13 protein-coding genes are annotated in these 13,146 nt (G+C 68.0%); 7 read left to right on the top strand and 6 right to left on the bottom strand.

Annotated features, from left to right (window positions below; genetic code table 11):
* Positions 1–4 precede the first annotated feature (4 nt).
* The 3 genes from ACQUQR_RS00450 to ACQUQR_RS00460 are packed head-to-tail and all read right to left on the bottom strand — an operon-like array spanning position 5 to position 2,522.
* On the bottom strand, positions 5–1,084 hold the full coding sequence (locus ACQUQR_RS00450) for a DoxX family membrane protein (RefSeq protein WP_435193877.1): 1,080 nt from the start codon (positions 1,082–1,084) through the stop codon (positions 5–7).
* Between the two features lie 53 nt (positions 1,085–1,137).
* Positions 1,138–1,545, bottom strand: coding sequence for an archease (locus ACQUQR_RS00455; RefSeq protein WP_435193879.1), 408 nt, complete (start codon positions 1,543–1,545; stop codon positions 1,138–1,140).
* The gene (locus ACQUQR_RS00460) at positions 1,542–2,522 is read right to left on the bottom strand and encodes a DUF502 domain-containing protein (RefSeq protein WP_435193880.1); all 981 of its coding nucleotides are present in this window, start codon (positions 2,520–2,522) and stop codon (positions 1,542–1,544) included. The genes ACQUQR_RS00455 and ACQUQR_RS00460 overlap by 4 nt, the downstream gene beginning before the upstream one ends.
* A 135-nt stretch (positions 2,523–2,657) precedes the next feature.
* On the opposite strand from ACQUQR_RS00460, the gene ACQUQR_RS00465 reads away from it, so the two are divergent.
* Genes ACQUQR_RS00465 through ACQUQR_RS00475 form a run of 3 tightly spaced genes read left to right on the top strand, consistent with a single transcriptional unit; the run spans position 2,658 to position 5,318 of the window.
* Positions 2,658–3,143 carry a GNAT family N-acetyltransferase gene (locus ACQUQR_RS00465; protein WP_435193881.1) on the top strand — a complete coding sequence of 162 codons (486 nt, stop codon included), beginning with the start codon at positions 2,658–2,660 and terminating at the stop codon, positions 3,141–3,143.
* Between the two features lie 49 nt (positions 3,144–3,192).
* On the top strand, positions 3,193–4,374 hold the full coding sequence (gene priS, locus ACQUQR_RS00470; RefSeq protein WP_435193883.1) for a DNA primase small subunit PriS: 1,182 nt from the start codon (positions 3,193–3,195) through the stop codon (positions 4,372–4,374).
* Complete coding sequence (locus tag ACQUQR_RS00475) at positions 4,371–5,318, top strand: DNA replication complex subunit Gins51 (RefSeq protein WP_435193884.1); 948 nt, start codon at positions 4,371–4,373, stop codon at positions 5,316–5,318. The genes priS and ACQUQR_RS00475 overlap by 4 nt, the downstream gene beginning before the upstream one ends.
* A gap of 202 nt (positions 5,319–5,520) precedes the next feature.
* Here ACQUQR_RS00475 and ACQUQR_RS00480 read toward each other — a convergent pair whose 3' ends face one another.
* Complete coding sequence (locus tag ACQUQR_RS00480) at positions 5,521–7,782, bottom strand: CDC48 family AAA ATPase (protein WP_435193886.1); 2,262 nt, start codon at positions 7,780–7,782, stop codon at positions 5,521–5,523.
* Positions 7,779–8,015 carry a DUF7127 family protein gene (locus ACQUQR_RS00485; RefSeq protein ID WP_435193888.1) on the bottom strand — a complete coding sequence of 79 codons (237 nt, stop codon included), beginning with the start codon at positions 8,013–8,015 and terminating at the stop codon, positions 7,779–7,781. Before ACQUQR_RS00485 ends, ACQUQR_RS00480 begins: the two co-directional genes overlap by 4 nt.
* Positions 8,016–8,171: 156 nt before the next feature.
* On the opposite strand from ACQUQR_RS00485, the gene ACQUQR_RS00490 reads away from it, so the two are divergent.
* The gene (locus tag ACQUQR_RS00490) at positions 8,172–8,936 is read left to right on the top strand and encodes an alpha/beta fold hydrolase (protein WP_435193890.1); all 765 of its coding nucleotides are present in this window, start codon (positions 8,172–8,174) and stop codon (positions 8,934–8,936) included.
* A gap of 19 nt (positions 8,937–8,955) precedes the next feature.
* Here the strand turns inward: ACQUQR_RS00490 and ACQUQR_RS00495 are convergent, their stop codons facing one another.
* Positions 8,956–11,658, bottom strand: a complete 2,703-nt coding sequence (locus ACQUQR_RS00495; protein WP_435193892.1) for an AAA domain-containing protein — start codon at positions 11,656–11,658, stop codon at positions 8,956–8,958.
* 76 nt (positions 11,659–11,734) lie between these two features.
* Here ACQUQR_RS00495 and ACQUQR_RS00500 point away from each other — a divergent pair, with 76 nt between their 5' ends.
* The 3 genes from ACQUQR_RS00500 to ACQUQR_RS00510 all read left to right on the top strand — a co-directional run bounded on the left by ACQUQR_RS00500 (position 11,735) and on the right by ACQUQR_RS00510 (position 13,012).
* Positions 11,735–12,283: a hypothetical protein gene (locus ACQUQR_RS00500; protein WP_435193894.1), complete on the top strand. Its 549-nt coding sequence runs from the start codon at positions 11,735–11,737 to the stop codon at positions 12,281–12,283.
* Between the two features lie 103 nt (positions 12,284–12,386).
* Entirely contained in the window at positions 12,387–12,791 is a 405-nt protein-coding gene (locus ACQUQR_RS00505) for a nuclear transport factor 2 family protein (protein WP_435193895.1), read from the top strand.
* Complete coding sequence (locus ACQUQR_RS00510; protein WP_435193896.1) at positions 12,791–13,012, top strand: hypothetical protein; 222 nt, start codon at positions 12,791–12,793, stop codon at positions 13,010–13,012. The genes ACQUQR_RS00505 and ACQUQR_RS00510 overlap by 1 nt, the downstream gene beginning before the upstream one ends.
* The last annotated feature ends 134 nt before the right edge of the window (positions 13,013–13,146 follow it).

Here is a 13,146-nt window from a genome sequence, read left to right on the forward strand (position 1 = left end):
ATAGCTACCGCTCCGCGGTCGCAGTTCCGAGGAGGGGGACCCGGGCCCGGAGCCCGTCCAGCCGGTGGTCGACGGCGAGCGGCCCGGGGCCGAGCGTGAACACGGCGCTGGCGAGGCCGAACAGGGTGACGTGTGCGAGCACCGGGTCGTCGGGGAGCCCGAACAGCGTGAGCGTGAAGACGAGGAACGCGGTGGCGGCGGCCCCGCGGGTGAACACGCCGAGCACGAGCAGGACGCCGAGGCCGACTTCGGCGAGCGCGGCACCGACGACCCACGCGTCGGCCGGGACGGGGACGACGGCGGTGAGGTCGTACTTCGCGACGACGGCGAGCGCGTGGGCGGGGTCGGCGAGCTTCTCGACGATGCCGAGATAGAGGAACCCGACGCCGAGGCCGACCCGGAGGATCGTCGGGGCGTAGCGTTCGTAGCGTTCGATGGCAGGGACCACGCGGGCGGCGACGGCCCGGACGGGCTCGATGCGCCCGTAGAGGGTGCCGGGGGCGTTCGCGACCTGCGCGAACATGTGGTCGGCGCTCGGCTTCCCGCCCCCGACGAGGACGACCGCGAGGAGGCCGGGGACGTACTCGATGGCGAGGGCGAGCCGGGGGTAGAAGGGGAGGCTCCCCAGATACAGCAGGAGGCCGAGGGCGGCGACGACCCTCGTTCCCAGTCCGAACAGCAACAGAAAGCCGACGAACACCTGTGGGATGCGCATCCCCGGCACCTCGACCGCGGGCGAGAAGAAGTAGCCCGCGAACCCGGCGCCGACGAGGGGGAGCCCCATCGAGAGCCGGAGCATCCAGGGGACGAGCGGGCGGTAGCCGCGGAGCGTCTCGCGCAGGACGGGGATGTCGGGGAGCGGGGCGACGAACCGGAGGTAGACGGCGACGGCGAGGAGCGCGGCGACGGCCCCGCCGGCGAGCAGCCCGGCGACGACGGGGTTCGTGAGCGCCTCGACGAGGTAGGCGACCGCGCTCTCGACGGGGGCGGGGTCCTCCGTCACGTAGTCGACGTGTGCCGATGCCGTGCCCGCGAGCGTGAGCGTACCAGCCAGCGCGAGGACGCGCAGGCGTGTCCGGTGCATACGCGGGTGTTCGCCCGGCGACGGCAAAAGTGTGGGCCTCTGTCTCACTCGATCTACACGTCGAAGACGACGTACGCCTCCCAGCCGGCTTCGACCGGTTCGAGGCGCATCTCGGAGTAGGTGACGGCCTTCACCTCGCGGGCGGTCACCGCCTCGAAGGGGACCCCCCGGAAGCTGGCGTCGAGCGTCCACGTCTCGGGGTCGACCGTCACCGCGTGGTCCGTGGGGAGGACCCCCCGCACGTCCCGTTCGTAGATGAGTTCGTCTAGGTACTCGAAGAGGAGCGCCTCCTTGCGCTCGGCGGTGACGGAGAGTTCGACGACCTCACCACCCGTCTCGGGGACGGTCTCGCACATGGCGGCGGTGAGGCCGTCGGCGACGGCGGCGAAGACGGCATCGAGCGTCCCGCCCGTGGCGTGGACGGCCACGTCGGCGGTGTGGTCCCGGAGCTCGTAGCTCATTCGTCCTCCCGGCTGCGCTCGTCTGGCGTCTCTCCCGTCGGTTCGCGGTCTTCGTCGTCGCGACCCGCCAGCTCCGCGGGCGGCACGACCGTCTCCTCGCCCTCCTGGGCGGAGCGTTCCGCGATCTTCTGGGCCGTCTCGGAGTACTCGGGGGCGATGGCGTCGTCGTACTCGTCGATGCGCTCGTCGGGGTCCGACTCGATCTCCCGTTCCACCTCGTCGGTCTCCGTTCCGGGGTCGGCGGCCTGCTCGACGCGCTCGATCTGGCCGAGCTTCCGCATCTCGCTTTCGGTGAGTCCTCGGTGTTGTGCGCCGTCCTCGCCGATGGCGACGCCGGAGGTGACGATCGAGCGGATCCCCTGTTCGACGGTCAGGTCCACGTCGACGACGCGCTCTTTCGAGATGTGGATGACGAACCCACCCATGACGGGATTGGGGGCCATCGGCATGAACAGGGTGACCATCTCGCCGCCGGTCGCCTCCTCGATGACGGAGGGGGTCTCCGCGGTCTTGAACGCCACCGTGTAGGCCCCCTCGCTCGGGTACTCGACAAGCTTCACCTCCTGGAAGGAGTCGGTGTCGGAGTCGAGCAGCAGCTCTGACATCTCGTCGAAGCTCGTGTAGACGGAGCCGATTCCGGGAATCGCGGCCATCACGTTGTCGAACGCCTGGCCGAACCGGGATGTCCCGTCGCGGAACTCCGCGAGGAAGCCGACGGCGAAAACGAACAGGACGAAGACGACGACGGTGAGGACCTTCAGCTGGAGGGGGCTGACGTCGTCGGGGCCGATGGGGCCGGCCTGTAGCGCACCGATGACGGGATCGAGGGTGTTCGAGATGAAGTTCAGGACGACGCCGACGACGATGAGCGTCACCGCGAAGGGGATCATGATGGCCCCACCGGTGACGAGCGATCGCTTCACGACCGTTTTCACCCCGTCGGGCTTCCGTTTTTCGACACCGAAGCGGCTGAACATATCGGGTGGTCGCTCCCCCGAACCGAATAGGTTGTGGCCTGCACTGGGTCGGTCACGGGTGACTCGTGGCGGCCGCCGGGCGCACGACCTCCGGCTGGCGGTGGAGTTATATCTCCGACGGCACAATACGTGGCAGTGAGTGTCAACATCGACCTGCGCGTCGTGGCGCCCGGTGACGACACCTACGTCGACGCCGCGTGGGAGCTCAAAGAGCGCATCCGGATGGGGGAAGGGTTCCTTCGTCAGCGCGAGGGCTTCTTCAAGGATGCGTACCGTCGCTCGACGGGCTACGTCCTTCTCGAGCGCGGCCCCGACGGTGAGGAGGTCGTCGGGTTCGCCTCCTGTCGCCGGGACGGCTACATCCTCTTTCTCGCCGTCGACCCCGGCCAGCGCGGGGAGGGGTACGCGCGACGGCTCGTCGCCGCCGTCGCCGACGACCACACCACCGTCACCTGCCACGCCCGCACCACCAACGAGGCCGCACTCGGCTTCTACGAACACCTCGGGTTCCGCATCGTCCGCCGCGTCGACAACTACTACGAGGACCGCGGTGACGCCTACTACCTCCGGCTGGGGGAGGAAGGGATCAAGGAGAAGCTCTCGCGGTTCATGCGCCGCTGAGGAAAACACGTCACGCTTTTGAGTCGGTGCGTCCTCGTCTTCGAAAGTAATGGACGAGCGAACGCGCGAGTACCTCAAAGGTCGGTTCGGTGATTACTATCGCCGGACCGACCTCTCCCCGCCGCCCGTCCCGAACGAGCGGGAGTGGGGGCACATCCCGTGGACGGCCGGCGGGACGCGGATGGTCCGCCACCAGTCCTGGCTCGACGTGGCCGGTGGCGGCGCCTTGGAGGAGTTCCTCGCGCGTGAGAAACCCCGACACGTCTACTTCTCGGCGGGCCGGTACCAGAAACCGGGTGCCGGCTCCATGTCGAAGAAGGGGTGGCGCGCGGCGGACCTCGTCTTCGATCTGGACGCGGACCACCTCCCCGGCGTGGACCCCGAGGCGGATTCGTACGCCGAGATGCTCGCGGTCTGCAAGGACGCCCTCCTGCGCCTCCTCGATTTCCTCGAACACGATTTCGGCTTCGAGGAGCTCACGGTCGTCTTCTCCGGCGGGCGGGGCTACCACGTCCACGTCCGGGACGAGGGGGTGCTGGAACTCGGCCGCGAACAGCGTCGCGAGATCGTGGAGTACGTCAACGGCCCGGACATCGAGTTCGCGGATCTCGTCCGCACGGAGACGGTCGACGGGATGGGCCTCTCGAACCCCGTCGACAAACGGATGCTTCCCACCGACGGTGGCTGGGGCGCCCGCGTCCACCGGAACCTCATGTCGCTGTTCGACGAGCTGCGGGAGCTGGACGACGAGGCCGCAGTCGAGCGCCTACGCGAGTTCCCCCGCATCGGCGAGGGGAAGGCGACCGCGACGCTGAAGCAGGTTCGGACGAACTACGAGCAGCTCGCCGCGGGCAACATCGACGTCCACCCCGCCGTCGTCTCCATCGCGAAACTCGTGTTCGAGGAGACGGTCGCCTCGGAGGGTGCGCCCATCGACGAGCCGGTCACCACGGACATCAACCGCCTCATCCGGCTCCCGGGGAGCTTGCATGGGGGCTCCGGACTCGCCGTCACGCGCATCGACCGCGAGGCGCTGGAGGATTTCGACCCGCTCTCGGATGCGATCCCGGAGACGTTCCGGGGTCACGATATCCGGGTGAACGTCACCGAGGGCGGCCCGGTCACGTTCGACGGCGATAGCTTTACGGTCTCGCCGGGTGAGCAATCGCTCCCAGAGGCGCTCGGCGTGTTCCTCATGTGTCGTGGTCGCGCCGAGAAGGTGAGAGAATGAATCTCGACGAGCTCCAATCCGTCCAGAGCCGGGAACGCCAGGCGACGAGCCTGCAGAGTCTCCGCTCTTCCTTCTATCAGGACGCCGGGGAGTTCATCGAGGACCTGCGCCAGGAGCGCGACGCCGCGGCAGAGCGCGCGGACGACCCCTTCTCCGCCCCGGAGGTCAAACAGCTCACCGACGACATCGAGACCGCGAAGAAGACGGTTCAGGCCATCTACGAACGCCGGGTCGGGAAGGTCGTGAAGATGGCGTCCATCGCCGCCGCGGACATGCCCACGGACCGCGACGGACTCACCCGCGAGGAGGAGCGGCTGTTCGACACGCTCGTCGCCGAGATCAAGGAGAACCGCACCCACATCCTCGACGGCGTCATCGAGGGGGAGGGGAGCGCCCTCTCGTGTTCCGTCGACGGGGAGGCAGCGTCGGCTGGCACGCCGACGGGCGAGTCCACGTCCGACGCCGGCCCGTCGACCCCCTCTCTCGACCCGGACCCCGAGGCCGCCGCGCCGGACGTTGTCAACGAGGACGCCGACGACGGGGCCGTCAACGCCGCGGACCTGATGGGTGGGGGTCCGAGCGAGCAGGAGTCCGAGCCCACGGCCCCCAGCGCGGACGTCCACACCCGCGACGAGAGCGCCCGCGAGCCCGAACCTGAGGCCACGACCCCCGTCGACGAGGAGGTGGACATCTTCGCGAAGGCGGAGGCCGCACGGGCGGGCGAGTCCTCGACCGGGACGACCGAACCGGACGACACGCCCACGACCGAACAGGAGGACTCCCCCTCGGTCGAGCGCACGATGGTCCGCATCACCCGCGACGTGGGCGAGATCTTCGGGGCTGACGAGCGCTCCTACGAGCTCTCCTCGGAGGACGTGGTGACTCTCCCCGACTCGAACGCACAGGCGCTCGTGCAGCGCGAAGCCGCGGAGAAACTGGACTGACACACGATTCTACTGATTGCTGAGTGCGGTAGCTGTGCGGTAGCGGTAGCTGTGCGGTGGCGGTAGCTGTGCGGTAGCGGTAGCTGTGCGGACAAGGGGTCGTACCGAATCAGCCCGCTGGGCTGATTCGGCTTTTTTGGTAGAGGTTTTTTGGCGGGGGTTGAGCCAGCCGAAGGCTGGCGAACCCCCCGTGAAAAAACGTCTACTGGAAGGTACGGGAGACTTCCTGCTCCTTCGTCGGCTCCTCTTTCCCGAACCGCTCTTCGAGCTGTTCGTACTGCTCGCGGGTCTCGGGGTCGACGCTGGCTTTCACCTCGCCGAGCGCGTGCTCGAAGTGGTCCATGTTGATGCGGACGTTGCCCACGCTCGTGTCGACCTCTTCGGGGTCGACGCTGCCGATGAACTCGCGGGTCGCGGCGAGTGCTGCCTCGCGGCAGACGGCCTCGATGTCGGCGCCGACGTAGCCCTCCGTGCGGGCGGCCAGCGCGTCGAGGTCGACGTCGTCAGCGAGGGGTTTCTTCCGGGTGTGGACCTCGAAGATGCGCTTGCGGCCGTCCTCTTCGGGGACGGGCACGTGGACGTGCCGGTCGAGGCGGCCGGGGCGCAGCAGCGCGCTGTCGATGAGGTCCGGGCGGTTGGTGGTGGCGATGACGACCACGTCTTCGAGCTCTTCGAGGCCGTCGAGCTCCGTGAGGAGCTGGGAGACGACGCGTTCGCCGACGCCGGAGTCGCTGGCGTTGCGGCCGCGCTGGCCCGCGATGGAGTCGATCTCGTCGAAGAAGATGATGGTGGGTGCGTTCGAGCGGGCCTTCTCGAACACCTCACGCACGCCCTTCTCCGACTCGCCGACGTATTTGTTCAGCAGCTCCGGTCCCTTGATGGAGATGAAGTTGGACTGCGACTCGTTGGCGACGGCTTTGGCGAGCAGGGTCTTCCCCGTGCCGGGCGGGCCGTACATCAGCACGCCCTTCGCGGCCTCGAGGTCGAGCGTCTCGAACACCTGCGGGTAGTCGAGGGGCCACTGGATGGTCTCGCGGAGCCGCTCTTTGGTGTCGTTGAGGCCGCCGACGTCCTCCCAGGTGATGTCGGGGACCTCGACGAACACCTCGCGGAGGGCGCTCGGGGAGATGCCCTTCAGCGCCTCCTTGAAGTCGCCTTCCGTGACGCGCATCGACTCCAGCACGTCGGCGTCGATCTCGTCGCTCTCTAAGTCGAGTTCGGGGCGGATGCGCCGGAGGGCGTTCATCGCGGCCTCCTTCGCGAGCGACTCGAGGTCCGCGCCGACGAAGCCGTGGGTGGACTCGGCGTACTGCTCGATGTCCACGCCGTCGGCCAGCGGCATCCCGCGGGTGTGGACCTGCATGATCTCGACGCGGCCGTCCTTGTCCGGGACGCCGATCTCGATCTCGCGGTCGAAGCGGCCGCCGCGGCGGAGCGCGGGGTCGATGGAGTCGACGCGGTTGGTCGCGCCGATGACGACCACGTCGCCGCGTTCGTCGAGCCCGTCCATGAGCGAGAGGAGCTGGGCGACGACGCGGCGTTCCACGTCACCGCTCGTCTCGCCGCGCTTGGGGGCGATGGAGTCGATCTCGTCGATGAAGATGATCGCCGGGGAGTTCTCCTGTGCCTCCTCGAAGATCTCTCTCAGTTGTTCCTCGGACTCCCCGTAGTACTTCGACATGATCTCGGGGCCCGAGATGTCGGTGAAGTACGCGTCGATCTCGTTGGCCACGGCCTTGGCCATGAGCGTCTTCCCGGTGCCTGGCGGGCCGTGGAGGAGCACGCCTTTCGGCGGCTCGATGCCGAGCGTCTCGAACAGCTCGGGGTGGCGCATCGGCAACTCGATCATCTCGCGGACCTTGTCGAGTTCGTCGTCGAGCCCACCGATGTCCTCGTAGGTGACGTTCGGCGTGTCGGCTGCCCTGCCCTCGGTCTCGGCGATCTGTTCGGCGGGCTTCTCGCTGATGGTGATCTCCGTGGAGTCGGTGACGACGACGGTGCCCTTCGGCTCCGTCTTCGCGACCTTCAGGGGGATCTGCTGGCCGCTCATCGAGGAGAGTGGGCCGAGGCCGAGCGAGAACGGGACCCGCTGGCCCTGCGTGACGGCCTGTCCGGAGAGCTTATCGCGGATGTGCGGGCCGATGTTCCCGCGGATACGGAGGTTCTGCGGGAGGGCGACGGTGATGGACTTCGCGGGCTTGACATCCGCGGGCTCGACGTCGATGTTGTCGTCGATACCCACGTCGGCCTCCTGGCGAAGCCGGCCGTCGATGCGGATGACGCCGCGGCCCTCGTCCTCGGGGTAGCCGGGCCAGACCCGGGCGACGGCGCGGCCGCCGTCGGTCCCCTTGATGAGGATGTAATCGCCGTTCTCGAGTTCCATCTCCGCCATCGCGCGGCGGTCGATGGCGGCGAGTCCACGACCGGCGTCCTTCTGTTTCAGGGGTTTGACGGTGAGTTTCATGCGCTCACCTCGACAGTGACGACGCCGTTGTTGATAGAAGCACGGGCCTCCCCGCCGGGGAGCTCCAGCTCGTACTGTTCGTCACCGATGACGATGATGGCGGTACCGTCGACGACATCGACGCTCGCGTCGTCCGTGGCACCGAGGTCCGCGACGAAGACCGTGGTGTCCTCGTAATCGTAGCGACGTGCCAGCACGTCAGCCTGCGCGAACCACTGTGAATGCTCGTTCATGCTAACTCCAAGTTAGTTGTCTTACTATTTAATTCTTTTTCCTAAAACCGGCAGACGGCATAATTTGGGTAAGAACCGATTGTTTGCGGTTCGGTCCCGTTCCGGTCACTCCCTTCGAGGCTGTGCGTTTATTTCGGGGCCGCCTGAACGGGGGGTATGGACACGGTCACCCACGACGGACGGACGACGGCCTATCGGGCTCCCGGAACGGACGAGCCGACGGTACTCTACATCCACGGCAGCGGCGGTACCCACCGGGTCTGGGTGAACCAGTACGCCCCCGACGGTCCCGCCCCGGGCGTCGCGCTGGACCTCGCGGGCCACGGCGAGAGCGACGATATCGACACCCCCGCCGGGCCGGAGACGCTCGACGCCTACGCGGACGATGTCTGTGCTGTGGCCCGCGAGACGGGCGCGACGGTGCTCTGCGGGAACTCACTGGGCGGCGCCGTCGCCATGCATGTCGCCCTCGAACGCGACCTCGCCATCGACGGGCTCGTCCTCTGTGGCACCGGTGCGAAACTCGGCGTCGGCCAGCCACTCCTCGACGCCCTCGCCGACGACTTCGAGGGTGCCGTCTCGATGATTCACCAGCCCGGGATGCTCTTTGCGGACGCGCCCGAGGACGTGGTCGAGAAGTCGGCAGAGATGCTCCGCACGACCGGGCGCGCGGTGACAGAGCGGGACTTCCGCACCTGCGACGCGTTCGACGTACGGGACCGACTGGAGGAGATCGCGGTCCCGACGCTCGCCATCACCGGCGCAGACGACGGGCTCACCCCACCCTCGTTCCACGAGTATCTGGTCGAGGGGATTCCGGACGCGACCCTCGAACTCGTCGACGACGCGGCACACCTCTCGATGCTCGAACGGCCCGACGCGTGGAACCGCGCGGTAGAGGCGTTCCTCGACGGGCGCTGACGGCCTGGGGCGGGGGCGATTACCCGACCGCCCAGCGGAGCATCCGCTCGTAGAACGGGTCGGTCTGGAGCGCCTCCCCGTCCGCGACGAGAAGCAACGCCCGCTTCGCCCGCGTCAGCGCGACGTTCACCCGGCGGTGGTCCTCGAAGATGGGCCCTTCCAGGTCGCCGCTCGCGACGAACGAGATGACGACGACCTCCTTCGAGGACCCCTGGAACCGATCCACTGTATCGACGGTCACGTCGGGGAGCCGTCGGGATATCTCCGCGACCTGCGCCCGGAACGGTGCGATGACGCCGATGTCCTCCTTCGGGACGCCCGCGGCGACGTACGCGCGGACGGCCTCCTCGACCGTCGCCGCCTCCCCGGGATTCGTGTTCCCCACGCGGGTCCCGTCCGGGTCGACGACCGTCACGGGGTCGCGCAGCCACGTCGGGAGCGCCTCGCGGTCGACACCGAGGTCCGCGAGCGTCCGTCCCGCCACCTCTGGGGTCGCGGGTCTGAGCGCACCGTCGTAGAACTCCTGTGAGGAGAAGTACTGGATGCGCTGGCTCATCCGGTACTGGCTGTCGAGCATCACGCCCGCCTCGGAGTAGGTCTCGATGAGCCGCTCGAACAGCGAGGTGGCGAGGTCCGCGGCGTCCTCGCCCGCCTCACCCTCGGACTGGACCACGGGTGGGAGCTGCTGGTGGTCACCGACGAGGACCCACCGGTCGGCGCGGTTGATGGCCGCGAGCGCCCCCGGCTCGGTGAGCTGGCCGGCCTCGTCGATGACGGTCACGTCGAACGCCTGCTCGAGCATATGCCGCGAGCCACAGGAGGAGGTGGTCGCCGCGACGACGGGGGCCTCCCGGAGCTCTCTGGCTCGCTCGTCGGGGTCGCCACGCGTCTCCAGCCGGGCGTCCTGCATGTCCTCGCGGACCCCCGTCTTCGTCCCGACGCGGACGAAGTCGTCGAACCCCTGCTCTCTGAGTGCTTCGAGCGCGTTGTCCACGGCGCTGTTCGTGAACGCCGAGAGCAGGACCCGCTCGCCACGGTCGACGAGCGCCCGCACGGTCCGCGCGAGGGTGTAGGTCTTCCCCGTCCCCGGCGGCCCGTGGATGAGCGCGCCGTCCTCCGCGCGCACGGCGAGGTTCACCGCCTCGTTCTGCGCCGCGTTGTTGTCGATGTACGTCTCCTCTTCGCCCGAAAATTCGGGCTCCCGGCGACCGAAGAGGACGTCCTTCTTCTCGGGGCTCGATTTGAGGACGAAGTCGTGAAGCGCGCTCAGCATGCGGTCGACCCCGAACTCGGAGGGGTAGACGTCGAGCCTGCGCACCTCCAGGGGCTCCTCCACCCGGACGACGATGTGGTCGTCCAGCACGTCGACCCGCCCCACCTCGGCGTTCCCGCGGGTGGGGTGGCCGTCGGAGGCGAGCACCACGTCTCCTTCCCGGATCTTCGAGACGGCGTCGCTGCTCCGGCGCACCCGGAGCGCCCACTCGCCGGTCGGGAGCTGGCCCCCGCCGGCCGGTTCGAGGCCGATGAGCGCCCGGTCGTCCTCCGCCCGCTCTTCAGGGGTTTGCTCCCAGAGCTTTCGGTACTCGCGGTGGACGGCCCGGCGCTCGGCCTCGATGGCACGGTAGAACCGATCGAAATAGGCCTGCTCCTCGTCGGGGACGGGGGTGCCGATGGCTCCCGCCTTCGACTCCTGGTCCAGCCGGCCGGCGACGACCATGCAGGTGTCCTGCTCGAAGCAGTACTCGCACTTCGCGTTCCCCTCGTACCCCGTCGGAATCGAGGTGTCGAACTCCGCCGCGGCGATGCCGTTGCGCTGGCGGACGACGTACTTGAGAAAGCCCGGCCCGATGGAGAACTCCTTCTCCGGCGAGAGGTGGCCGGACTCCTCTGTGCGTTCGAGCGTCCGGTTCTTCGTATATAAGAGGCTCCCGGTGTTCGGGGCCTCGCTCACGGCGTCCGTGTCGTTGAGAAAACCCTCGCGCTCGCCCAGCAGGAGGGCGTAACACGCGGCCTGTACCTTGTCCTGGAACCGGGGGTCGCGCTTGAGGTTCTTCCCCGTCTTCAGCTCGACGGGTCCCCCACGCCGAACGGCGTCGGCCCGCCCCTTCACGCCGAACGTCTCCGAGATGAGCATCTGCTCGGAGCGCCACTCGTCCGCCTCGGTGAGCCGGCCCTGCGCGAGCCAGTCCTCGATGGCCGCGGCGTTCGTCTCCACCTCGTCGGTCACCTCTTCCACCTCCTTCCCGAGCAGGCCGAGCTCCAGCCCTGCCTCCTCCACGCGGTCCTCGATGGCCGCCTCGAGGTCCCTTCCTCGGAGGAGGTCCCCGAACACCTCGTGGACGATGGTCCCGCGGATGACGGGGTATTTGAGCGGGGTCGCGGAGATCTTCGAGAGCCAGTACATCCGGGGACACTGCACCCACTCCCTGATGTCGGTCACGTCCACGAGGAAGTCGGGTTCGAGGACGACGAACGACTCGCGGGTGGTCTTGTACTGGATCTCCCCCTTGAACTCGTCTTCCGCCACGTCCGTCACGAGCAGGTCCATCCCCTCCTCCAAGAGGTCGGCCGTCTCCGTCCACTTCCCCCAGAGGGTGATTCTGGCCTTCTCGCCCGCGCCCCGCTCCGTCTTGACGGTGACCTCCGCGAGCTCCGTCTCGCCGTTACTGGTGCTCACCGTGCGCGTCTCACCGGGGTCGACGACGGGGCCGCGGATGTTCACATCTTCCCGTCCGGGTCGGCGAGAAAAACCCTGTCGGTGACGATACCGTTTTTTCACTCCCCCCCGAAGCGATCCCATGCGCGTTCGTGACTGGCAGGATATCCTGAGCGAGGTGACGGAGTCGAAGGCCGACCCCGACGGCTGGCGGGCCGTCGCGGGCGACCGGTCGTCGGGGCTCGGCGAGGACATGTTCTTCGGCCACCCGGACCGGGGGGTGTTCCACCTCAAGACGTACGCGAAGAACCCCTTCGAGGTGAAGGGCGTCGGCTCTCGGGTGGCCCGCAGCCTCGACGACGAACTCGAACCGCTGTTCCCGACCAAGGCGGGGGGCCGGTTCGGCGTGCAGCCGCGAATCGAGGACGAGGACGAGGCGAAGGAGGCCGCGACGAAACTGGAGGGGGTCCTCGGCGCGCACGCCGACGCCCCCACGACCGGCGACGACCTCTTCGACGACGTGATGGAGGCGCTCGGCTCCCCCGCCTTCGGCCCGATGGACTACGAGTTCGATTCCCGGACGGAGGCGCTGGATGACCTCTCCTCGGAGTTCGAGGAGGCCCAGGAGCTCCTTGATTCGGAGCTGGACGACCTCATCGACGACGACGGGGTCGACCGCGGCTTCATGTGACGGGGTTCTGGTGAGGGCGTTGTGGTGAGGGAGTTGTGGTGAGGGGGTTCATGTGAGGGTCGGGTAACGGTACGAGTAAGAACCCCGCGCCCGCAGAGGAACCATGAACGCGGCAGCGACGGTGCGGGCGTACTACGACGCGCTCCGGGCGGGTGACCCCCTCCACCCCTTCTTCGCCGACGGCGAGGAGACGGTGAAGGTCGGTATCGGGAATCAGGCGCTCGGTGCGGACGCCATCGAGACGCTGCTCACCGAACAGACCGAGACGACGGCGGCGTGGGAGGTCGACTCCCGGGATCTCCGGGTCACGGAACACGACTCCTTCGCCCACTTCTTCGACGAGGTGTACATGGGCTGGGCCTCCCTCCCGAAGAACATTCGATATGGGTTCGAGACGCGGTGGACGGGGACGCTCGTGCCCGGGGAGGACGGGGACGAGAACTGGCAGTTCGTCTCGATGCACGTCTCCACACCGGCGCGCAGCGCCAACGCGGGGGGTGGCCGCTGATGGTCGGCCCCCTCACGGACGAGGAGCGGAACGAGGGGACGTTCAAGCTCAAAGCCGGGTTCGTCCTCCTCGTGGGCGTCTCGGCGGGGCTCATCACGCTCCAGGGTGACCCCGCCATCGAGATCGTCGCGGGGGCCATCGTCGGCGGGCTCCTGCTCGGCGTCCTCCTCGTCTGGTACATCTTTCCCGGGACGGGGGAGACGAAGCGGACGCGACGATAGGTGGGGTCTTACAGCGCTAAGGGGATACGCGCTGAACCCTCCCGTTGGTAGCGGGTCTTTTTAACTGCCGGGTGCTGCCGTACGGTTCGGTGTCTCTCGGTAATAACGATGACAAACGTCGGGTTCATATGTGA

Origin of the sequence: Natronomonas sp. EA1, assembly GCF_051195035.1 — an archaeon.
Taxonomy (GTDB): domain Archaea; phylum Halobacteriota; class Halobacteria; order Halobacteriales; family Haloarculaceae; genus JBNTJV01.